At 57.7% G+C, this 22,039-nt stretch carries 14 protein-coding genes; 4 read left to right on the forward strand and 10 right to left on the reverse strand.

What is annotated here, in order from left to right; genetic code table 11:
• Positions 1 to 3: 3 nt before the first annotated feature.
• The 3 genes from RPG13_RS21150 to RPG13_RS21160 form a co-directional block, all read right to left on the reverse strand.
• Positions 4 to 627 (reverse strand): sugar transferase, encoded by a 624-nt coding sequence (locus RPG13_RS21150; RefSeq protein WP_245329852.1) that lies wholly within the window; start codon positions 625 to 627, stop codon positions 4 to 6.
• A gap of 68 nt (positions 628 to 695) precedes the next feature.
• Positions 696 to 1,832 carry a DegT/DnrJ/EryC1/StrS family aminotransferase gene (locus tag RPG13_RS21155; RefSeq protein ID WP_095485554.1) on the reverse strand — a complete coding sequence of 379 codons (1,137 nt, stop codon included), beginning with the start codon at positions 1,830 to 1,832 and terminating at the stop codon, positions 696 to 698.
• Positions 1,833 to 1,879: 47 nt separating this feature from the next.
• The gene (locus tag RPG13_RS21160; RefSeq protein ID WP_095485205.1) at positions 1,880 to 2,602 is read right to left on the reverse strand and encodes a nucleotidyltransferase family protein; all 723 of its coding nucleotides are present in this window, start codon (positions 2,600 to 2,602) and stop codon (positions 1,880 to 1,882) included.
• Positions 2,603 to 3,235: 633 nt separating this feature from the next.
• Here RPG13_RS21160 and RPG13_RS21165 point away from each other — a divergent pair.
• A complete protein-coding gene (locus tag RPG13_RS21165) occupies positions 3,236 to 3,919 on the forward strand; it encodes a LuxR C-terminal-related transcriptional regulator (protein ID WP_126106514.1) in 684 nt (227 codons plus the stop codon).
• A 96-nt stretch (positions 3,920 to 4,015) separates the two neighbouring features.
• Here the strand turns inward: RPG13_RS21165 and RPG13_RS21170 are convergent, their stop codons facing one another.
• Positions 4,016 to 5,713 carry a PAS domain S-box protein gene (locus tag RPG13_RS21170; protein WP_337125939.1) on the reverse strand — a complete coding sequence of 566 codons (1,698 nt, stop codon included), beginning with the start codon at positions 5,711 to 5,713 and terminating at the stop codon, positions 4,016 to 4,018.
• Positions 5,714 to 6,020: 307 nt separating this feature from the next.
• Here RPG13_RS21170 and RPG13_RS21175 point away from each other — a divergent pair, with 307 nt between their 5' ends.
• Positions 6,021 to 6,731: a helix-turn-helix transcriptional regulator gene (locus RPG13_RS21175; protein WP_095485208.1), complete on the forward strand. Its 711-nt coding sequence runs from the start codon at positions 6,021 to 6,023 to the stop codon at positions 6,729 to 6,731.
• Positions 6,732 to 7,000: 269 nt separating this feature from the next.
• Here RPG13_RS21175 and RPG13_RS21180 read toward each other — a convergent pair whose 3' ends face one another.
• From RPG13_RS21180 to RPG13_RS21205, 6 genes are all read right to left on the reverse strand, one after another.
• The gene (locus RPG13_RS21180) at positions 7,001 to 7,912 is read right to left on the reverse strand and encodes a hypothetical protein (protein WP_337125940.1); all 912 of its coding nucleotides are present in this window, start codon (positions 7,910 to 7,912) and stop codon (positions 7,001 to 7,003) included.
• A gap of 36 nt (positions 7,913 to 7,948) precedes the next feature.
• Positions 7,949 to 10,168: a lipopolysaccharide biosynthesis protein gene (locus tag RPG13_RS21185; protein WP_127203864.1), complete on the reverse strand. Its 2,220-nt coding sequence runs from the start codon at positions 10,166 to 10,168 to the stop codon at positions 7,949 to 7,951.
• 73 nt (positions 10,169 to 10,241) lie between these two features.
• Complete coding sequence (locus tag RPG13_RS21190; RefSeq protein WP_337125941.1) at positions 10,242 to 12,461, reverse strand: GumC family protein; 2,220 nt, start codon at positions 12,459 to 12,461, stop codon at positions 10,242 to 10,244.
• 1 nt (position 12,462) lies between these two features.
• A complete protein-coding gene (asnB, locus tag RPG13_RS21195) occupies positions 12,463 to 14,460 on the reverse strand; it encodes an asparagine synthase (glutamine-hydrolyzing) (protein WP_095485212.1) in 1,998 nt (665 codons plus the stop codon).
• Between the two features lie 4 nt (positions 14,461 to 14,464).
• On the reverse strand, positions 14,465 to 15,733 hold the full coding sequence (locus RPG13_RS21200; protein ID WP_128285279.1) for an O-antigen ligase family protein: 1,269 nt from the start codon (positions 15,731 to 15,733) through the stop codon (positions 14,465 to 14,467).
• On the reverse strand, positions 15,730 to 16,953 hold the full coding sequence (locus RPG13_RS21205) for a glycosyltransferase family 4 protein (protein WP_095485555.1): 1,224 nt from the start codon (positions 16,951 to 16,953) through the stop codon (positions 15,730 to 15,732). The genes RPG13_RS21200 and RPG13_RS21205 overlap by 4 nt, the downstream gene beginning before the upstream one ends.
• A 1,104-nt stretch (positions 16,954 to 18,057) precedes the next feature.
• Here RPG13_RS21205 and RPG13_RS21210 point away from each other — a divergent pair.
• Together RPG13_RS21210 and RPG13_RS21215 are read left to right on the forward strand one after the other, a co-directional pair.
• Positions 18,058 to 19,746 (forward strand): calcium-binding protein, encoded by a 1,689-nt coding sequence (locus RPG13_RS21210; RefSeq protein ID WP_337125942.1) that lies wholly within the window; start codon positions 18,058 to 18,060, stop codon positions 19,744 to 19,746.
• A gap of 252 nt (positions 19,747 to 19,998) precedes the next feature.
• Positions 19,999 to 21,711 (forward strand): calcium-binding protein, encoded by a 1,713-nt coding sequence (locus RPG13_RS21215; protein ID WP_337125943.1) that lies wholly within the window; start codon positions 19,999 to 20,001, stop codon positions 21,709 to 21,711.
• The last annotated feature ends 328 nt before the right edge of the window (positions 21,712 to 22,039 follow it).

Consider the following 22,039-nt stretch of genomic DNA (forward strand, 5'->3'; position numbering starts at 1 on the left):
CTCTCACATGCCGATTGGCGGCGAGACCGGGCTGATCGGCGGCGACGAGGCCAGGCCGAGGACCGCCAGAAAGCCGCGCGCCATCCAGATGATGTCAGAGGTGACCGTGCGCTGCGGATAATAGGCGAGGTCAAGCCTGGCCTTGGCAGGAAACAGGACCTCACGGTAGAAAAGGAGCGGATCCTCGGATCGCGGATAAAAATGGGCTTCATGCCGGAAGAGAACCTGGGCCGGACCCAACAAGCCCGGTTTGTATTTTAGAACAGCCTCAAAGCCGCCGCGGAAACAATCGGCGAAGACAAGGCTCTCCGGTCGCGGTCCGACGATAGCCATCTCGCCTCTGAAGACATTCCACAGTTGCGGGAACTCGTCGAACTTGGTGAGGGCGAGAAACCGCCCCACTGTCGTCATGCGGCTGTCTCCGGCCATGGTCAGCGCCAGGCCACCGGGATCGCATCGCACGGCGAATTTGCGGAACTTGTACATGCGGAATGGCCGCCCACCGGCACCCACGCGGGTCTGCGCAAAGAAGATAGGCCGGCCGCCTTCCAGCAAGAGCGCCAGAGCGATCACCAGCATCAGCGGAGCGAACACTATGGCGGCTGCGGTAGCGATGGTGAGATCCATTGCTCGTCTCGCAAGCCCATGGGCGGCGCTTGGGACAACAGGTCGATGGATGGATAAATCCAAGGCATTCATGCTGCTGTTCCTGCTTGGGCGCAGCTGTTGACCGCAGCGGCAAGAGCGGTCGCCACTGACTCGACCACAGGCGCAGTGATCTGGGGATGAAGTGGCAGCGTGAGCTCACGCTGGGCAAAGTCCTCTGTCCGCGGCAAATGGGTGCCGGGAAAAAGCTCGCGATAGAGCGTCATCTGGTGCACCGGCGGATAGTGGATGGTCGTTTGTATTCCTTGCTTGCGCAATTCGTCGATGACGTCTTGCCTGTCAGCGTAGCGCGGCAAAAGGACAGGCATGATATGATAGGCCGACGTCCGCGGCTCGTGGAACGGGACTGTCACGGCTGGGCAGTGTTTTGCGATGAGACGCCGGTATAGCATGACCAGGATACGCCTGATCTCATTCCATTCCTGCAAATTCTGCAGCTGGACCAGTCCGATTGCAGCGCGCATTTCATCCATGCGATAGTTGAATCCGAGCATGGTGACATCATACTGCGGCGTGCGACTGTTCAGCCTCTGATGTGTCCCGGTGGTCATGCCGTGCCCACGGGCCTGGCGGATTGTCTCAAGCAGCTTGGGGTCTCGGGCAATCACAGCCCCACCTTCCGCCGTGGTCATGTTCTTGTTGCCATAGAAGCTGAAGGCCGCCGCGGCACCAAATGTACCCACTTCCTTCAAGCCGGGCGCATGCGCGGCATCCTCGATGATCTGCAGTCCTCGGGCGCGGGCGAACTTCTGCCATTCTTCCCGATTGGCGAGGTAGCCGGCGAAATGTACGAGAATGACCGCCTTAGTGCGCGCAGTGCATTTTGCTTCAGCTTCGACGATCGACATCAGCGGCACGTCGGCCGACTCGATGTCGACAAAGACCGGAGTGGCACCGACGTAGAGAACCGCGTTTGCGGTCGCCACGAAGGTCATGGACGGGACCAGCACTTCATCGCCTGGTCCGATACCGAGAGCATGTAGAATGAGATGAAGCGCCGCAGTGCAAGAACTGACCGCGACGCAATCCTGCGCACCATGCATACTGGCAAAAGCCTCTTCAAAGGCTTTCACCTGCTCTCCCATGGTCAGCCAGCCGCTATCGATGACCTTGGACAAAGCTGTCTTCTCCGGCACACCCAAAATTGGGGCACTGACCAAGAGCATCATAACCTCCTAGACTGTTAGACTGTGGGATCGGCTTCGTGATCTCGTCATGCGGCCGTGGCAGTGACCTCGATCGAGGCGGACTGGTCTTCCCAGGAAATGGCTTGCGCGTTCTGGAAATCGTCGACGCGCCCGATATCGAGCCAGAGACCATCATGCTTGTACACGTGGACGGTGGTGCCGTTCTGCATCATCTGCAGCATCAGGTCGTCAAACCCGAAGGGAATGCCAGATGGAATAAACTGCAGAACGTCTGGGTTCATGCAGTAGATTCCCATGCTGACCAGGTGCGAAAGCGTCGGCTTCTCGCGAAAGATCTGCACCCTATTGTCGACTTCATCGATGACGCCGAAGTCCATCTTGATCAGGCGGCAGGCTGTGGCGATCGTCACCGGATCGTTGTGCTTGCGGTGGGCTGCCACAAATCGACTGAGACTTAGATCCGTGAGGACATCCCCGTTGAGAACTATGAACGGCTCTGTCAGCTCATCTCTGATCAAAGAAAGCGGTCCGATGGTGCCAAGCGGCTCCATTTCTTGCGTGTATCGAATTTTCAGGTTCCACTGCGAGCCATCTCCGCACACGGTGCGGATCAAATGGCCGAGATACCCGGTTGTGATGTAGACTTCTTGGATGCCATTGCGTCGCAGCCATTTCAGAAGCATCTCGAGAACCGGCCGGGCACCAATCGGCATGAGCGGCTTCGGCAAGACCGATGTGAAGGGGCGAAGACGTGTCCCCATTCCACCACATTGAATCACTGCTTTCATCTGATCCTCCCACGTTCACTCGAACTCAGCGCTGTTGTCACGGCCGCAGCATCCGGAAAGTTGCTTTCTTGTTCTCTTAAAAGCCGGTGAGCCTTCCCGCCGACCTTGACCCGGATATTTGCAGCTTGATGGTATGAGGCCGTCGGGGGGGATGTCGTCGTGCATTCGAATGGTAGCGATTCAGACATTCTGGTATTCAATGACCGCACTGATCGATGAAGGCTGGCATGCTGTCGCAGAGGCAGGTTCGGAGCACGCTTCAGCGGTCAGTTCTTGGCCGATCGGCTTGTGGCCGTGAGACCGGCAAACCCGAATGAGTGCTTGCAATGAGCCAAATATCCACCAATTGCCGGAACGATCTACGGCAACCCGGCAATTGCGTGGTGGTGGCATCGAAGCGAGCTGTTGGGACGCGGGTCTTGGAGGTTGAGAACGGATATTCGACAGGTCAGCCGATTCCGTTCGCAGGGTTCAAAAATAAGAGGAGCGTTTCCGTTATTTAGGATTATATTAGCAAATGACGCTTGCGGTGTTGGGGCACTGCGGGTGTTGACTGGGTGAATCGACGAGTGGTTGGCCAGACTTTAAGGCCATCACCGTTCAATCATTCCAGGTTTCGTTGGGGTAGTTCAAATGTATCGAATCGTCATCGCCGACGATCACGGCTTGTATCGTCGTGGCTTGCGGTTGGCACTGACCGCAGGCATTCCAGGTGTAGAGATATTTGAGGCGTCGTGTTTCGATGCCGTACTTAGTCTGCTGGCGGAACAGGCGTCCGTTGATCTTGCGATCCTGGACCTGAACATGCCGGGATTGTTCAATCAGGAAGTGCTCAGCGGCATTCTGTCGGCTTATCCGGATACACGATTTGCGATCGTTTCCGGGAACGATTCACGCTCGGAGATACTGACGGCTCTTTCGATCGGACTTCACGGCTATATCGTTAAGTCGCAGAGAGACGAGGAGGTCGTTATGGCCGTCAACGAAATTCTCTCGGGCCGCATCTACGTCCCTGCACTTCTTTCACGCCCGGGTGCAGCGCAAGCAACTCACGCACCTACGCCCCCTGAGCAGATCCCACATCGACGTACCACCAGCGGCAATCTGGGCAGGCTGACCTCGAGGCAAAAGGAAGTCCTCAAGCTGATGGCGGAAGGGTATTCGAACAAGGAAATCGCGCGCGATCTGGAAATCGCGGAAGCGACGACGAAAATCCATGCCGCTGCGGTTCTGCGTGAGCTTGGCGTACGCAATCGGACCGAAGCTGCCGTGATGCTGAAGACCTGGCTTACGAGCAATATCAACAATATCAATTAGAGCGCCGCGCTTCCTTTTGGGCCGCAAAGGACGCTCTACGCATCGTGCTTTCCAAAAATCGATTTCGATTTTTGGGCCGATGTTTGAGCGGATGCGTTAGGGGCCGATTTCCTTGCGTGACAGCCGTAGCGAATATCGGAGCCCGCGATCCGATATTTCCAGCTTGGGGGAGTGACCGACAAGCGGCGCCCCATCCACCCCGATTATCATGGAACCAAAACCATGACGGACAACGCTTGAAGTCCGCCGCCGCCCCGATTCCACCCAATTGAACACGATGTCACTGCCCGCATCTTCCGATGCGAACGTCCAATTTACTTCGATCCGGCCTTTTGGATCGCCAAGCGCTCCATGTTTCAAGGAATTGGTCGTCAGCTCGTGAACAATCATTGCAAAGCTCTCGGCGGCGCCGCCTGATATCACCACGGAGGGACCGCTGATCGATATGTCGCGTGTCCCCATATACGGCTGCAACTCCTGGACAACGAGATCGTGGAGCATCCCCGACGCATTGCCGTTGCGTGACAGCAGCAGATGCGTTGCTTCGAGCGCACGAATCCGGTCGATGAGCGTCTCCTTGTACTTGGCGACATTGTTTTCGGGAACATCGACCATGTTCACGAGCGCCGTGATCACTGGGAACAGGTTGCTGAATCTGTGACGTTGTTCCAGCATAATGCGCTCCCGCTTCTTTGCCGCGGCGCGCAGCAGTGTGGTTTGTCGTCGCTCAGTCAGGTCGGCGGCCACTCCAAGCCGCTGTAGACGATCATCGTATTTCTCTTCCCTTCCGCGTAAGGCAACCCAGCGGATATGGCCGTCCGGTCGTCGGACGCGAATCTCGACGTCGTAGTTCGTGACCGATGCGAGCTTTCTTGATGCCAACAGCTTTGGCCAGTCCGCCGGATGAATGACGGCCGTCAGGTCCTCGAGGCGGCGGCTAGCCGCTGGGGGCAGCCCGAGAATGTCCCAGAACGTGCCCGAGCCGGTGACGATCCCGTCTTTAAGATCGATCCGCCACGTGGCCAGGCGTCCAGCAGACAAAGCGAGATCTAGCCACTCCTTCTGAGCCCGAAGCGCTTCGTGTGCAGCCCGCCGTTCCGAAATATCGTCGACCACCACGAAGATGCTCTCTAAGAGCACCCCATCGGGCATGGACGAAGACAGGGTTAGCCGAGCCCAGAATGCCGTGCCGTCCTTTCGTGTCAGACGAACCTCCGAAGCGAACGAAGCACTGTCGTTACCCAGGCCCGCCAACAACTGCGCCAAGGCATCGCGGTCGGCCGGATGAACGAGTGTCCTGAGCCGCAAATGGGCAAGCTCCTCCTCCTTGTAACCTGTCATCTCACAAAGACGTCTGTTGGATTGCAGCAGCTCACCATCCTCGTTGGTGTTTGCAAATCCCATGGCAGCACGTTCGAAGGCCCAACGGTAGCGGCTCTCGGTTGCTTCGACGGCGGAGAGCCTGACCTCGGCGATTTCCAGCAGCTCACGCAAGTCCTGGCGCAGCCGATGGAACGTCATGGCAATCACCCCGCCCGAAACCAGAAGCAGGATGGCGCGCGCCCAATCTTCGCTGGAGATCTGACCATGCAGGGTACCCCGTGCCCATAGGCCGGCTGCCACCATCAGGATCGTCGCGGCAAGCGCGGGCGCGCGGTCTTCAAGATAGGAAATGATAATAATAGCTGGAATAAACTCTAGAAAACTCGAGCCTTCCCCAATGTATACTGACGCTTTTGTTTCGAATATCAGTGTGGCGAATAGTACCGATGCGGACGCAATATGAGTTAGCAATCTGGCTGACGGGTCCGAATTCCACCTGCGAGAATGCGAGTTCATAGGCATAGGCTACAACCTTTTAACTAGGCCGTCGAGACTAGAGCAAAAAACGTACAACCTAGTACGACTGCCGGATTGCCATACCACTATCACAGCGCGCATTTTATCAGGGCGGGGGAGCATGACTTGGTCAGAACTCCTCAGAATATATCGAATTTTAAGTTAGATAGGGCCCATTTTTGTGAGCCCTATACATAAAAGTTTGTTTGTAAATCCCGGACAATTTGTTTCGGGATAGTGAACCTTGGGGAAGGTTGGAAAAATGACTCTGATCGATAGACACAGTGATGCTGTTGCGGGCAACCGATACATTGCGATGGGCGCCAAGTATAACGCTGAGGCGAAGATGGCGCGGCCCTCATATGCTTATCCTTCAGCGCGTGCAGCAGATCGTGCGGACGCAGGGGTCGACGAACCAAGGAGACGCAGCCTGGAATCCATCACCGGCATGCTTGATCGCATCGGCTGTGGCTATCTCGTGCTGAACCGCGAAAGAAAAGTAATCGAATGGAACGCAGCCGCTCAAACCACGCTGGAGCGCCAGGGCGAAGCGGCTGAAACAGCCGGTGGGCTTTCGATAGCTCTAAGGCGGCTGATCGCAAATGTTCCGGCTCATTTCCTGCCGGGCTCACTGTCTTGGGTGGTGATCCGCAGCAGAGGCGACAGGCCGGTGATACTGAAAGAGAACGGACTTATCGCTCCTGACGGAACCAGCATCGTGGCATTGCTGGACCGTGAGAACAGATCGGGACCAAATCCTCAGACACTGCAAAGGATGTTTGGCTTGACGAGCGCAGAAACACACTTGGCGTTGCGCTTGGCTCAGGGCGATGCGCCGTTGGAGATCGCCCGCAGTTGGCGCCTCAGCCGCACAACGATCCGCTCACAGCTTGCCTCGCTTTTCGCCAAGACAGAGACGAGACGTCAGGCGGAACTGGTGGCTCTTCTGGGGCGCATTTCGGTCTTGCCATAAGGGCCGCCGCCTGAAGCCTGTTCCATCCCGATAGAATCGGGATGGAACTCTAAACTTGTTATTTTGCCATGATCTTTCCTGAAAGCCGGTTTGCGCTTTTCGGGATCCGGGCGCCGGCATCCAACAGGATTCAGGCAACCGGAATTTGGAACTGTTCCAGTAAGTTGCCCTTCGAATTCGGTTTGAACGTGTTGTCCCGTTAGAGACCCCGCCGCTGACGCTCGGGGGCCAACAGTTGCACTGCTGCCATGCCAAGAATTTGACTGATTTCAAGTTCCTTGCGAGCAGTATCTGAAAAGAAAAAGGTCAAAGCGGCGGATCATGCCGAACAGTGTCGCCGCCGCCAGGGATCTTTGCAGAGCAAACCTGGCTACAGCGCAATCAACAGCTGCGCCCAAGCTGGTCAACCCCGCACCACCAATATAGATCAAAAGAGCGAAGATGCTAGCGTAGCCAAAGCTCCGACCCATGTCTTCGTTGTAGGGCAAAACTATATCCGCTGGAGCGGTGGAGGCCGCGGAGACTCGGGTGGACTTCGGATCGCTGCGATGGTCAATATCGCTTGCGTCAGCGTCGAGCCTTTCATGGCCTTGGCCGCGTTTGGCCGTAGGTCCACCTCCGGTCTGCAAGATCTTCGAAATTATTTTCTGCTCGACTGACTGAATGCTCTCTAACGATGATTGGTTGCTGAGCGTTTCGATTGGAATTATTTTTCGGTTCGATTGCACGAGAATGTCATTTATCGTTTGAAACACCCCAAAAGCGCGAAGGTTCGTATCGAGATCTGCCTCGAAAATTCGCTCTGCAGGCGGTTCATGCTCCATCCGCTGCAGCAAGCGTGTCTCCACGATCGTTTGTGGCACCACAACTCGGAGCGTGAAATCGGCGACTGGCGCGCCACATTCTTTTTTTTTGGCGGAAGAATTCTGATCATGGAAAAGGGATGTCGAAAGATTGCTTCTTCCTCTCGGAGAAAGCAATATTTTTGAAGTTGAAAATACCGCAGCCAGAATTCTGGAAATGAACAGGAAGATTCCCAGATCGACCCTTCCTTCCCTGGTGCTAGGCTGGTAACTGAGGACAACCTCGGCGTGGTATCCTTCCCTGCGCAGTCGCCGGGCAAGATCGTGAGCAAACGTTGTCTTGCCAGATCCGGGCGGTCCGAAGATCTCAATGATCATGGGGTCGAATCCGTTGGTGGCGATACTCTCGCGCGATCAGCGCATGAACCAATACCGTTGCCGGCCGTCGACTGCGCTTGCTCTGAACGACGCTAGCGCAAAGATCAGCGCAGGCATGATCTTCAGTCGTTTGCTGATATAGATTGCCATAACCACGTTCCAAACGGCCAATGCAAGCGCCAAGCCTACTGCGGCGCCCAGCGGACCGTAAAGCTCGATTCCTGCCGCACAGCCTATGATGCCGGCAGTCGCGCCAACGATCATGGCTGCTGCTGCTGCCCATTCGTTTCCGGTCATGGTCAAGAGATTCAGCTGGGGCCCGCACAGCGCGACAAAGACATACCCGAAGATCAGTACCCGCGCGATGGGTGCTCCTGTGCTGAAATCGTCACCGAACCAGTTCATGAGAGGTTTAACAATCACAACCAGCGGGATAGCCATCGCTATGGCGCCGGCGGCGGAAAGTATGGCGGCTCGTGAAAACAACTGCTGCAGACCCTTCCGATCGCCTCGGGTATGAAGGGCAGCCGCTGCCGGCGAAAACATCACGCCGACGGCCACGAGGGCAAGACTCACAAGCAACGCGACGTTCAGTCCCAAGGCGAAGATTCCTGCGTCTCGAATATGACCTGTCCAGCCGAGCACCATAACCCCAGCCCGACTGATGAAAATATCGAGCCCAGCCATGAGCATGATTGGTGGAACCGCCGCCCACCACTCTTGCGACGCGTCGCTGGGTTGAGTGTGCCGCAACCCAGGCGGCTGAAATTTTGCCACCATGATGAACACCAGTCCGACCGTGATGCCCGAACTTGCCAGCACCGCCTGCATCACCAAGGGTGCGTTGAGGGTCCATGATCCGGAAAAGGCCGCGACTCCCAGCAACATCAACAACAGGCCGTCGCGCACGATGCGTTCCGGCAAAAGGGCTGAGACACCACCGCCGAAGGCACGGATAAGTGCTGCGCCCAATGCGGAAGCGGTGACCAAGGGGACCGCGGCCATGCCAAGGAGCTGGCTGATTTCAAGTTCCTTGTGGGAGGGATCTGAAAAGAAAAAGATCAGAACGGCGCCGATCATGCCGAACAGTGTCGCCGCCGCCAGCGATCTTTGCAGAGCGAACCTGACTACACCATGTGCGAGGTCAAGCCGCCCGTTTGCCCTATAGGTGGACACGAAGCGCAGTAAGGAAATATTGAAACCAAGCGTTGCAAGATAGCCGAGCACGGAGGTCCAGGCCAGGACATAGGAATAGATGCCATAGCTGGTGGAACCGACCAGGCGGGCAATCAACAACTGCGCCAAGCTGGTCAACCCAGCACCGCCGATATAGATCATCAGAGCGAAAATACTGGCGTAGCCGAGGCTCCGGCCCATGTCTTTCTTGTGAGACAAAACTATATCCACCGCGGCAAGAGAGGCCACAGAGGTTCGTGCGGTCTTCACAGGATTACAATCGTCGATGTCGCTTGGGTCAGCGTCGAATGTCTCGTGGTCTTGGCTGGCTTTGGCCGCAGGTCCACCTCCGGCTTCCACAATTTTCGAGATTATCTTCCGCTCGACACATTGAATGCCTTCTAACGACGACTGATCGTCGAGAGTTCGGATCGGAATGACTTTTCGGTCGGACGCGACAAGGATTTCATTTATGCTTTGAAACACCCCAAAAGCGCGCATGTTTGTGTCAAAGTCTGCCTCGAAAATTCGTTCCGCAGGCGCTTCATGCTCCATCCGCTGCTGCAAGCGTGTCTCCACGATCGCGCGTGGCGCAACAACTCTGAGCGTGAAATCAGCCGCGGGCGCGAGGCTGAGCGCCTTTGCGAGGGCGGCCCTGTCTGCGGTTCCATTGAACATTGCCAGCGACGCGATCGCCTGGACGTAGCCCTGATCGAATATGACCACATCTCTGGATTGCTTCGCCTCATCCCAGCGGCGCGAAAGCTTCAAAATGTGCTGCCAGAGCCGAGCTCGCCATATTCGTTTTTTTGGCGGCATCATTCTTATTATGGAAAGGGACGTTGAAAGATCCTTGATCCTGCCTCTTGGAGAAAGCAGGATTTTTGATGTTGAAAATATTGCCGATATGATCCTGAAAATTGCCAGGAAGATTCCGAGATCGACGCTCGATCCCCTCTCGCGAGGCCGGTGACTGAGGGCGACCGTGACCTGGTACCCCTCCCCGCGCAGTCGCCGGGCAAGGGCGTGAGCGAACGTTCTCTTGCCGGATCCAGGCGGTCCGAAGAGTTCAATGATCATGGGTCCAATCCGATCGTGGCAATACCCGCGCGATTTCCGCGACCGTCGTTGCTTCGACGTCCGCTTGTGACGCTCATGATGGTTCCTCAAGCAAAAGATCAGCACTGTCCCCGAACTGGTAACTGGCATGCTTCTTGAGATTAACCTGCGTGAGAACGCTCCCCACAGGGACCGAAACCGACGCATCGCTCGCAAGCGTTTCCAAAACCCCACGCGCCATGCTGCGTCGCGTCCTGCCCCAGCGAACGGCGAAAAGAACCGCATCAGCCCAGCCAGTCAGAAGCCCGGCCTCCGGTCCTCCAAGTCCCACCGGTCCATTTATGATGACGACGCTGTAGATCGAGTGCAGCTCATCCGTGAACAGGGAACTGTCGGCCGTGGAAAGCAATGCCAGCAGATCCTCCGAGGGTGCGAGAGCCATGAAGTCGATTCCGATTTCAGGCATTCCCGCGATTGCATCGCGCAAGGCACAGCGTTCACTCACATAGTCTCCGAAGAAAAAGTGAGGCTTGAGAGCCTTGAATTCGTCCAGGAATTCGTTCGTGAGGCGGGCGCCCGTACGGTCAAGATCGAGGAAAAGCACTCGTCCCCCCAGTCGGGTGGCTGCCAAGGCCAGGCTCCATGCAAGCTCGGTCTTGCCATCATCCTGGACGCTGGACGTTACGAGAATGACGTGCGACGAGCGATCCCCCGCTTGCTTAGGCGCCGCGGCGATAAGCAGGGACGTCACGGCGCGGCTGTATCTGGACCTCTGCTGCGCTAAAACCAGCTGCTTCAGCCGCTTGGCGTGCATCGTGGGAGCTTGTGGTATCAGCCCCAAGCATGGAACCCCGAGCGCTGCTTCAGTTTCGGCCTCGCCGCGCAAGGTCTGATCGAGGCGGTTGCGAATAACAACGAAGACGCCGCCAAGAAGCCCAAACACAACCATACCGGGTGGAATAAGGAAAATCGGCGACAGGGTCTTTGGATTCGTCGGCGGCCATGCCGCCGAAAGGACCGACACTCCGGCCGAGGGAGTTGCGATGCGCCGTATCAATTCCTGTTGTTGGGTCAGAAGCTGGTTGTATCGTTGCGTCAAGATACTGACCTGCGGCTCCAGCGCACGCAGCCCGGACAGCCGGCCCGCGGTATCGGCCACAACCGCATCGAGCACATCCTTGCGGCTTTCCAGAGCTGCAATTTGGGCACGGTAGATGCTGGCCTCCGCTGCGATCCGAGCGGTGGCTTGTTCGATCTCGCGATTGATCGCATCGCGCAGATTTTTATCTGCCGCGTCATTGGCCTGGCGAGCCGCCAATTCGGCCAACACCGGCGATCCGATGGCTTGAGCGAGCGAGGCGACCGATGCCCCCCCCTTTTGCAGTTCCTGAATACGTCGAAGGCGAGATTCCGTGGCGGAGAGATCTGCTTTCGACAAGGAAATCTGCTGGCTGAGTTCAGCCGTCTCCTTAGCGGCGTTGTCCGCAGCACCTTGGTCGATTGCACCATGACTCAGCCGATACTTTTCCAGGCGATCGGTCGCTGCTGCCAGATCGCGTTGCACACCTGGCAGGGCAGCGACTATCGAGGTGAGTTCCACTCTGTCCGCTGCCTGACGTCTCTTTGCGAGATCGTCGATGTACGATTGGGCGAATGTATTAGCTACCATTGCGGCTCGCGCCGGATCCGGATCGGTAAAGCCTATGCTGATGACTCTCGATCGCAGCTCCTGGCCAACCCTCATGCCCTTCCGCAACGCCTTTAGTTCAGCCGCATCCGCAGCGTCCGGCTTGCTCTGCGGCAAAATTCCGCCCAACAGACCGTCTGCAAATGAGCGCAAATTCGGCCGGTCGCCACGAGCGGGGTTGGGACGAGAATTTCCAGTTCCGGCATCACCTTGTTCAGCAGTGCTGCCAGCCTCCGTCTTGCGCAGCGCTGCCATCACGCGTCGCAGATTTCCTTGCGACAACAGCATGGTTATATTGTCGTCAATGCTGGCATCCAGCATCTCCGAGGCGGGCTCCGCGCCGGCGGGCCCGTTCCTGCTCGGAGCATCGAGAATAACTTGCGTGCTCGCCTCATACCCGACGGGAACTGCCAAACCCGCAAGCCCGGCCAAAACACCGCCCAGGGCTACCATGGCGAGCAGGAACCATTTTCTCCTCGCGATGGTCGTGAGTAGCTGATGGATCGGGGCCTGCGTGTCCATCGGCTCACGCAGCGGGCGCCTCATGCGCGGCCTGGTCTCGTGCGCGGCAACGTGCATCTCAGTGGCGCGCGGAAGTTGCTTGCGGCTGACTATGGAACCTTCCATCTTACACTCCTGCCAGTTCGAACACGCGACGCAGGTTCGTTGCTGGCGCCGGTGCCCTACGGGCCTCGTTGCGCCAAGCCTGGAACATCAACGCCGCCCACAAATCACGAGAATGATCCTGCCTTCCATCCAAGTGATCTCGCCAGCACGCCTCGACCTTTGCAAAGTCGAATATCCCGTCTCCGGAGAGGCGCATGTCGGTGAGAACATCGCTGGCCCAGATGCGCAGCGGACCTCTCAGCCAGACTGCTATGGGAACATCGAAACCTTGCTTCGGACGATCGATCAGCCGCTCGGGAACATACCGATGCAGCAACTGACGAAGGAGCCACTTGCCTTTGCCGTGGCGCACCATTACGTCCGCCGGTAGGCGCCAGGCGAAGTCGACAACGCGATGGTCGAGAAGCGGGCATCGTCCCTCGAGGCCGGCGGCCATGCTGGCGCGATCCAGCTTCACCATTATGTCGCCAGGCAGGTAGCCGACCATGTCATCGTACAAGAGACGGGACAGCAGATCATCAAACGGAGGTTCGCCCTGAACCGATACGGGTGTTTTCTGATGGGTGAGGTTCTCGGTCGATGATCCACTGAGCCGCTGATATAATTCGTTCTCATCTGCCGCTGCGAGCAGCCGAGCCAGGCGATCCAACCGGTCGCTCCGCAGCGCGTGCCGGGCATGCACCGAAAGCGGCAGCTTACCGACGAGATCGTGACGGGCTGCACGAGCAAGCAATCCAACACCTGCAGCAAGCGTCTGACGCAGCGGCGACGGCAGCGTATGCAGTCGTCTAGCTCGAGCCGCCATAAGGTGGCGAGCGTAGCCGGCGAAGCATTCGTCGCCGCCGTCGCCCGTCAGAGCCACCGTAACGTGCTGGCGAGCGAGCCTCGCCACGAGCAGAGTTGGTATCTGCGATTCGTCGCCGAACGGTTCGTCCCAAATTTGCGGCAGTTCTGGAATGACCTCCTGCGCGGCCGCGCTGGAAAGGTGGAGTTCGGTATGGTCGGTGCCCAGATGTCGGGCGACCGCCGCAGCGTGCGGAGCCTCATCGAACCCGCACTCTCCGAATGCTATGGTGAATGTGCGCACCGGCTTCTCCGACTGCGCTTGCATCAGGGCAACAACGGCTGAACTGTCTATCCCCCCCGACAGGAAGGCTCCCAGCGGGACGTCAGCGATCATGCGCTCCCGAACGGCAAGTCGAAGCAGGACATCGAGCTCATTCGTCAGTTCTTCATCGGTGCCGACAATCGGGTCCGCCCTACCCTTCGTGGCGGTGTCGGCCAGCGACCACCAGTACCGGATGCGATCCGAAAGCGACGCGGCACTGCGCGCCTCGGTAAAATTTGCGGCCGTTACGGACAGTACCGAACCAGGCGGCAGCTTGAATACGCCTCGCCAGATGCACTTGTCATCCGGTACCCATCCCCTCGACAGCATCGTCGTGGCGACATCGAGATCGAGTTCCTGACAGAAACCTGGAAAGCAGTTGATCGCCTTCAACTCGGAGGCAAAAACGAGCGCGTCGCGTGTTGAAGCAACGTAAAGCGGCTTCTTGCCCATTCGATCGCGGGCGAGATGAAGGGTCCTGGTCTCCCTGTCCCACAATCCAAAGGCGAACATGCCGGCGAAGCGCTTGAGTGCGGCATCGAGCCCCCAACTCTCAATCGCGCACAGCAAGACCTCGGTATCGCAGGTGCTGCGGAAACGATGGCCCGCGCCTTCAAGTTCGCGGCGCAGGTCGTGGAAATTGTATATTTCGCCGTTAAAGGTGATGGCATATCGGCCAGTTGCCGAATGCATCGGCTGGTGTCCTGCTTCCGACAAGTCGACGATGGCCAAACGCCTGTGGCCGAAGGCAACGCCGGCTTCCCGATCTCGCCAGAAGCCGTAGCCATCAGGCCCACGATGACGAAGGGCTGTCGTCATTTGCGCTATTGCCCTCAGCGGCTTCGCACTGGCCGCATCGGTTGCAAGAAGAATTCCGGTGATCCCACACATCCCGTCACCCCAAGTCCGTGGATGTTTTTCTAGAAGATACCGAAGCTGCTCGCGGCGTTCCGGCAACGAGACAGAGGGTCAGCCCAAACCAAACGATCGGGTGGCGGATGATCAGGTGCGGAAACCCGTAAATCATGATCGCCACCACCAGCGCAAAAAGCGCGTCGAGCTTCGCACGCCATGCTGACATGGCGGCCGAGCCGACGATCCAAAACAGGGCCAGGATCGCAATCAGACCACCTTGAGTGTACAGATCGAGTACCGTGTTGTGGGCCTCGAAAGGTTCGGGCAGAAACTGCCGATAGTAGACGGAGGGGCGGGCCACATGCGGGCCGGGACCGAGGCCAAGTGACGCTGACGTCACGCCCTTGTAGACTGCATCACCCCAGAGCCTGACGCGAAGTGTAGCGGTTGAGGCGGTCTCCTCGCCGCCCCCCCCCTTGCTGAGGCTCTTCGCGAAATTTTCGACGCTGCTCATGTCCTTGAGCACGTAAGGCGTCATCGACATCGCCAGGGGGAGGAAGCCGATCATCAAGAGCACGGCGACTTGCCGGGAAACGCCGACCTTGTCACCGGTCGTGAGCCATGTCCGAACCCGCAGCCCTAGAAATATCAGGCAGGTCAGGACGCTTGTAAGAAGATACGCATCACTCCTTGTCAGCCTTCCGACATAGACGGTCAGTACAAGGCTGCTGAACCCAAACAACCTTCCCCATGGACTGCTTGTGGTCGTCGCAAGATGTAAGGCCAGGGGGCCAAAAAGTGCACAATAGATCGCGAGTTGGTTCGGATTCTCGGACCAGCCGGTGAAGCGATTCCAGAACCAGGGATTGACACCGGATTGGTGGATCCAACCCCACCCAAGTGCCAGCTGAAAGGTAAAGCATGCACTCACTATCCCGATCGCCCACCAGGCAGTGCGGCGCAGATGGCGACCAGCGTCGGGCTCCGCAGCGGCCAGGCAGGTGACGCTGGCCAACAGCAGGTAGGCCATTGTGTCGTGAATCGGCCCCGAGAGGTCCAGAACCGTCGTGGTCAGCAAACCGACAAGGGCCCCGACCCCCTGAGCAAACGTCATGATCAGCCAGAAGGTCACAAGACGGAACAGGGCCGGCGTCGCCTCCAGGCGACCACCGACGACTACGCGCCCGATCGACAGCATGATCCAGAGCGATAGGAACAATTCGGTATATCCGAGGTGCAGTCCCGGAACACTGATCTGCGCCGCATAGCCCATCGAAATGCCGGCGGCCAGCAACGCGCTCCGGATCATCGGGGCGCTCCACCCAATTCGCGGTTTGCGGCATTTTCTTTGAGCAAGACCGGGGACGCCGGTCGAGCAAGACCGCCGTGGGATTCGGCGCTAAGGACATTTTTGTACAGATCGCAATACTGATCGACCACCCGCGGCAGCGCGAACTGCTCCCGGACGAGTTCGACGGAACGACCGCCCATGACCTTTCCACGGCCGCGGTCGGACAAGATGTCTATTATTCGAGACGCAAGCCCATCAGCATCGTGCGGTGGGACGAGATAGCCGTTCCATCCGTCCTCAACCACGTCATTGCAGCCAGGCATCCTTGAGGCGACGATAGGCAATCCCGCCAGTCCTGCCTCGAGCAAGACGCGCGGAATCCCTTCCCGATATTGCGTCGGAAAGGCGAACAGATCGGCCATGCCAAGAAGGGCTGGAACATCGCGTCGTGGACCCAAGGCTATGACATGGGGTGCATATTGATCGATATCCGATTTATCGACGGCAAAGGGCCCCTCAGATTCCCATGGGCCGACAAGCACGAAACGTGCATCAGGCCTTTTTGACAGGATGCGTGGAACTGCTTTGAGGAGTGTCGGGATGCCCTTCTGGCGGGTCAGCCGGCCAACGAAAATTACGACTTCGGCGGACTGGAGCCCAAACTCTTCGCGCATTTTCATCGCCGACGGGGCAAGGTGCCTTGCCATGGCGAACGCATCGACGTCGATTCCAGAACTGCGGATCAGCCGCCCGCTGCCGCGTCGGATTAGTCGGTAGCGCTCAAAGAAAGCCTGATCGTCCTGATTTTGGAAGACCGTCGCAGCCGTCCAGAAGGACGAGAGCCATTGCAGTCCGCAAAAGATTGGACGTAGGGCCAGAGCCCGTGGCTCCAGCGACGAGAATGTCCAGCCCAGACCATTGATCGTGCGGATCACTGGAACCTTCCCGCGCGCCGCAAGCGGCGTCAGCAGGTTCGGCTTGGTGTCGAAACTTTGGACAATGTCCGGTCGCAGTTCCGACATTAATTTTCGAATCGCTCTGATGGCCCCCCATCCCCCGCTACTGCTGGCAAATCGGTCGAAACCATAGCTGCGATGCGGAATGCCATGTCGCAAAAACGCGGCTTCAGCACCACTGGAGACGGCAGTGACCCGAAAACCCCTTTCGCGCAGCGACATCAGGAACGGAATTCTTAAGGCGTGATCCTCGCCTCCCACGCACATGAGATGCGGGTTCATCCTGCCTCTCCCGACCATGCGCCGTCTCCCAATCGCGGGAAGTGGCCGGCTTTTGCTTCTGCCTTCATGATCTTGGTTTCGCTTCTTCTGCGCGTAAGATGCCAAGTCACGGTAAGGGCAGGCTTGCCTACTGTCCTCGTCTGTTTGAATGAGGCAAACCGCATTTGGATCAAGGTGTTGCGAGCTTCAGGCCGTTAGGTCTCCCGGCTTGGCGCGACAATCCGCACCAAGGACCTGCACAGGTGTGGTACCGAGGCCGTATGGCGGGCCGTCTTGACGCGCATATCCTCCTGCGCAATGAGGGGGTGGCGGGGTCATTTACGCGTGGAAGTTGAGGAATCCTGCGGGCACATTCGCCCATGGGCGGGCAACCGAATACTGCGCTTCCGACAGCCGTCGGTTGTTAGACCTCCGTCTGGGCCGGTGCCTAGGTATGCTGGTTGAGCCGCATCTCAGTCACATCCGTCTTGGCTGCCTTCCCGCGACTGGCAGCTAAGCCAAACTCGACTACTCCGATGTCGGCAACCTTAGTTTTATCGGTTGTAAGCGAGCACCCGCCCACTGTGTCCACAACAAGTTTGGTTGCGACAGCAGAGGACATGGCCCGGCCCAGAACCTAGCTTAACGTGATCGGATTTGCTCGCAGGCAAGTGCGCATATTGTGCAGAAGAGCTATTCTGCCTGCCGTTCTATTTATGGCCTCTAGTTGTCGGCAGTCAAAAATCCGATTTTTGCCACGCCACTTCAGCGGGGTCAGCACCGCCAAGGCACCATCATGACCTGCCAGCTTCGGCGCCATCCAAATCACATTAAAAGCCACGCCACTCGTAGCAAAGTATCTTTGAAGGCGAGTTCACGTAAATATTTACCAAGGTCAATTCGCTGAAAATATAATTTATCTTAATAGGCGTTTAGAGGATGCGATGAAAAAACGCGTTTCTTGATCTCAAACAGGTCGGCTGTCATAAGTATAATTTTTGCCTCCGTGCGGCAATCCTGTCGGCGATCAACGAATCTATCAGAAGGGTGCGGGTATTTGATTTGTTGCTAATATACGCCATCTAGTAGGCAGGCACCGCGGGGCGCTAAGAAAAAGGAATATAAATGGCACTTCATTTTGCAGCGGGTGGATCCGCCACCGAAGTCGCAAGCGCCGGCTTCAATCTGGTTGACGTTCAATACGTTGATCAGGTCAACGAGCTGCCGGATGGCACGAAGGGCTTGGTCTGGCTCAACGAGGGCGAGGGCGTAACTCAGTCCTTTATCGACAAAGTCACCCCCTTCCTTGGCAATCCGAAGGTATTTGGGTTTTTTCTCGTCGACGAGCCGGATCCCACCGGCCAATACCACACACAGGTAGACGCTGAGGATCTGAAAGCCGAATCCGACTGGATCCACTCTCGTATGCCAGAAGCCAAGACCTTCATCACCGCGATGGACATGGGGTCTGCCGCCGATCCGGATTTTTCCAACACCTACAACTATGACAACACGCATATCGATCTGTTCGGAATAGACCCGTACCCAGTGCGCACCGGCACAGAAACGGTCGATTACGACATGATCGACAGAACCGTGGCTGCAGCGGTGGAGTCGGGCATCCCGACCAGCGCGATCGTTCCGGTCTACCAGACCTTTGGCGGCGGCAATTATACGACCAACACGGGCGGCAAATATGTCATGCCGACGACGGATCAGTTGGAGACCATGATGGACCACTGGGAACAGCTGGTTCCCAATCCTGCCTTTGACTTTGCCTACGCCTGGGGTTCACAGGAAGGCGATACCGCGCTTGAGAGCTCACCGGAGCTGCAGGCTGTTTTCCGGGAACACAACCTTGCTACGCCTACCCCCGTGCCTGACGTTGCTACGCCTACGCCTACCCCCGTGCCTGACGTTGCTACACCCACGCCTACCCCCGTGCCCGACCTTGCTACGCCTACTCCTACTCCCGTGCCTGATGGCGGCAACGACGATTACTATGTCGACAATGCCGGCGATAGGGTGATCGAGTCCGCTGGCCAAGGTCAAGACAGGGTGTGGACCGCTGTGGACTATGCGCTCTCAGCCGGCTCGTCGATTGAAGTCCTTGGCACCACTGAGGACGCCGGCACCACGGCGATCAACCTCACCGGCAACGAATTGACCCAAACCATCCAGGGCAATGCCGGCGCCAACGTCATCAACGGCGGCGGCGGTGCTGACAAGTTGAACGGCTTTGGCGGCAACGACGATTACTATGCCGACAATGCCGGCGACGAGGTGGTCGAGTCCTCTGGCCAAGGTCAAGACAGGGTGTGGACCTCTGTGAGCTATGCGCTCTCAGCCGGCTCTTCGATTGAAGTCCTCGGCACCACGAAGGACGCCGGCACCACGGCAATCAACCTGACCGGCAACGAATTGGCCCAAACCATCCAGGGCAATGCCGGCGCCAACGTCATCAACGGCGGCGGCGGTGCCGATAAGTTGAGCGGCTTTGGCGGCAACGACATTTTTGTCTTCAATAGCGCCCTTGGTGACGGCAATGTCGACAGGATTACCGACTTCAATCCGTCCCAGAACAAGATCCACCTCGACGACGCGATTTTTGCCGGGCTCAAGTTGGGCACGCTCACATCCGACGCTTTCTTTGCGGGTAGCGCCGCGGATGATAGCGCCGACCACATCATCTACAACAGTTCGACTGGAGCGCTCTCCTTCGACAGTGACGGGATCGGCGGTGCGTCTCAAACACAGTTCGCCACTCTCTCACCCGATCTGTCGCTTAACGCAGCCTCATTCTTTGTGACCTGAAGGAGCTAGCGGCAAACGAGACCGCGCCAGGGCCCGCGGTCACCTACAGAGACAGGTGGACAAACTGCACCTTGAAGCCTGTCTCTTTGGCGAGCGTGAATGCTCTGGCGCGGACCGTCAGTCAAATCACATGACAGCTCCGTCGAAGATCAATGATTCTATCAATGGCATGTCGCTAATTGATTAGGCGCTAATATGGGCCGTCGAGTAGGCAGGGGAACGGGGGCTGTCGAATCAGACGAGGATATTCGCATGGCCACAATGCACTACACTTGGGGCGCGTCAGCCGCCCAGGCCAAGGCCGCTGGTTTCAACCTGGTTGATCTTCAATACGCGTCATCGGTCAACGCGTTGCCGGAAGGCTCGAAGGCCCTGATCTGGCTCGGCGAGAGCAACGGGGTAACCCAGTCCTTTATCGACAAGGTAACGCCTCTCATCGGCAATCCGAAGGTTCTTGGATTTTTCCTGACTGATGAGCCTGATCCCACCGGCAAGTACCATACCCAGGTGAGCGCTGCCAACCTGAAGGCGGAATCCGACTGGATCCATTCCCATTTTCCGGGCGCCAAGACTTTTATCACCCTGATGGACATGGGGTCGTTCGCAGATTCGGACTATTCCAATACCTACAATCCTGCCAACACTGGCATCGATTATTATGGAATAAACCCTTATCCGGTGCGCACAACTGCGGTGGACTTCAACTACATTGATAGAGCCGTGGCTGCGGCGTTGGAAGCAGGCATCCCGCAGAGCGCGATCATTCCGGTCTATCAGGCGTTTGGCGGCGGCGGCTGGGCGACCAATACGGGCGGGTCGTATGTCATGCCCACCACGTCTCAGATGCAGACCATGATGGACCACTGGGAAAGGCTGGTTCCCAATCCTGCCTTTGACATGGCCTATAAATGGGCCTCGCAGAACGGCGAAACCTCGCTTGGCAACACTTCGTCAATGCAATCCTTTTTCCTGCAACACAACACCAGCACGACCACCCCGCCTCCAACCAACAACCCGCCTCCTACCGACAACCCACCTCCTACCGACACCCCACCTCCGGCTACCGATAAACTCGACGGCACCAGCGGAGCCGATGTTCTTCGGGCAACCGGTGCCCACACAATGGCCGGCCATGGCGGCAATGATGATTACTATCTCGACAGTGCCGGCGATAAGGTGGTCGAGTCCTCTGGCCAAGGTCAAGACAGGGTGTGGACCGCTGTGGACTATGCGCTCTCAGCCGGCTCGTCGATTGAAGTCCTTGGCACCACGAAGGACGCCGGTACCACGGCGATCAACCTCACCGGCAACGAATTGGCCCAGACCATCCAGGCCAATGCCGGCGCCAACGTCATCAACGGCGGCGGCGGTGCTGACAAGTTGAGCGGCTTTGGCGGCAACGACGATTACTATGTCGACCATGCCGGCGATAGGGTGATCGAGTCCGCTGGCCAGGGTCAAGACAGGGTGTGGACCTCTGTGAGCTATGCGCTTTCAGCCGGCTCGTCGATTGAAGTCCTTGGCACCACGAACGACGCCGGTACCACGGCAATCAACCTGACCGGCAACGAGTTGGCCCAAACCATCCAGGGCAATGCCGGCGCCAACGTCATCAACGGCGGCGGCGGTGCCGACAAGTTGAGCGGCTTTGGCGGCAACGACATTTTCGTCTTCAATAGCGCCCTTGGTAACGGCAATGTCGACAGGATTACCGACTTCAATTCGTCCCAGAACAAGATCCACCTCGACGACGCGATTTTTGCCGGGCTCAAGTTGGGCACGCTCACATCCGACGCTTTCTTTGCGGGTAAGGCCGCGGATGATAGCTCCGACCATGTTATCTACAACAGTTCAACTGGAGCGCTCTCCTTCGACAGCGACGGCATCGGCGGCGCAGCTCAAACACAGTTCGCCACCCTTTCTCCAGGTCTCTCGGTTACGGCAGGCGCATTCTTTGTGACCTGAAGAGCTGGCGGGAAACGAGATCGCGCGAGGGCCAGCGGTCGCCAACAGAGACAGGTGGACAAACTGCACCTGAAGCCTGTCTCTTTGGCGAGCGTGGATGCTCTGGCGCGGACCGTCCCCAAAACCATTCTAGGCCATTTCGGCATAGTCGATTCCCCTCATGTCTTGCAAAGCAGGCTACCCTCAGCCCGTGGAGCTCCAGGAAACGGCAAGATTAGCTTAAAGTGCCGGTTCCCCTGAACCAGCAGCAGGCCAAAGGAACCGCGCTGGTTTCGTTGCGCAGTGTTTCGGCGAAACGTGTATGGCCTGTCATTCATTCGTAGGATGA

This window comes from Mesorhizobium sp. ISC15 (assembly GCF_037162615.1).
Taxonomy (GTDB): domain Bacteria; phylum Pseudomonadota; class Alphaproteobacteria; order Rhizobiales; family Rhizobiaceae; genus Mesorhizobium; species Mesorhizobium mediterraneum.

Excerpts from the sequence above, each read along its gene's own strand:
- RPG13_RS21150 (WP_245329852.1), bottom strand. The coding sequence starts at position 627 with ATGGATCTCACCATCGCTACCGCAGCCGCCATAGTGTTCGCTCCGCTG.
- RPG13_RS21155 (WP_095485554.1), bottom strand. The coding sequence starts at position 1,832 with ATGCTCTTGGTCAGTGCCCCAATTTTGGGTGTGCCGGAGAAGACAGCT.
- RPG13_RS21160 (WP_095485205.1), bottom strand. The coding sequence starts at position 2,602 with ATGAAAGCAGTGATTCAATGTGGTGGAATGGGGACACGTCTTCGCCCC.
- RPG13_RS21165 (WP_126106514.1), top strand. The coding sequence starts at position 3,236 with ATGTATCGAATCGTCATCGCCGACGATCACGGCTTGTATCGTCGTGGC.
- RPG13_RS21175 (WP_095485208.1), top strand. The coding sequence starts at position 6,021 with ATGACTCTGATCGATAGACACAGTGATGCTGTTGCGGGCAACCGATAC.
- RPG13_RS21180 (WP_337125940.1), bottom strand. The coding sequence starts at position 7,912 with ATGATCATTGAGATCTTCGGACCGCCCGGATCTGGCAAGACAACGTTT.
- RPG13_RS21185 (WP_127203864.1), bottom strand. The coding sequence starts at position 10,168 with ATGATCATTGAACTCTTCGGACCGCCTGGATCCGGCAAGAGAACGTTC.
- RPG13_RS21190 (WP_337125941.1), bottom strand. The coding sequence starts at position 12,461 with ATGGAAGGTTCCATAGTCAGCCGCAAGCAACTTCCGCGCGCCACTGAG.
- asnB (WP_095485212.1), bottom strand. The coding sequence starts at position 14,460 with ATGTGTGGGATCACCGGAATTCTTCTTGCAACCGATGCGGCCAGTGCG.
- RPG13_RS21200 (WP_128285279.1), bottom strand. The coding sequence starts at position 15,733 with ATGATCCGGAGCGCGTTGCTGGCCGCCGGCATTTCGATGGGCTATGCG.
- RPG13_RS21205 (WP_095485555.1), bottom strand. The coding sequence starts at position 16,953 with ATGAACCCGCATCTCATGTGCGTGGGAGGCGAGGATCACGCCTTAAGA.
- RPG13_RS21210 (WP_337125942.1), top strand. The coding sequence starts at position 18,058 with ATGGCACTTCATTTTGCAGCGGGTGGATCCGCCACCGAAGTCGCAAGC.
- RPG13_RS21215 (WP_337125943.1), top strand. The coding sequence starts at position 19,999 with ATGGCCACAATGCACTACACTTGGGGCGCGTCAGCCGCCCAGGCCAAG.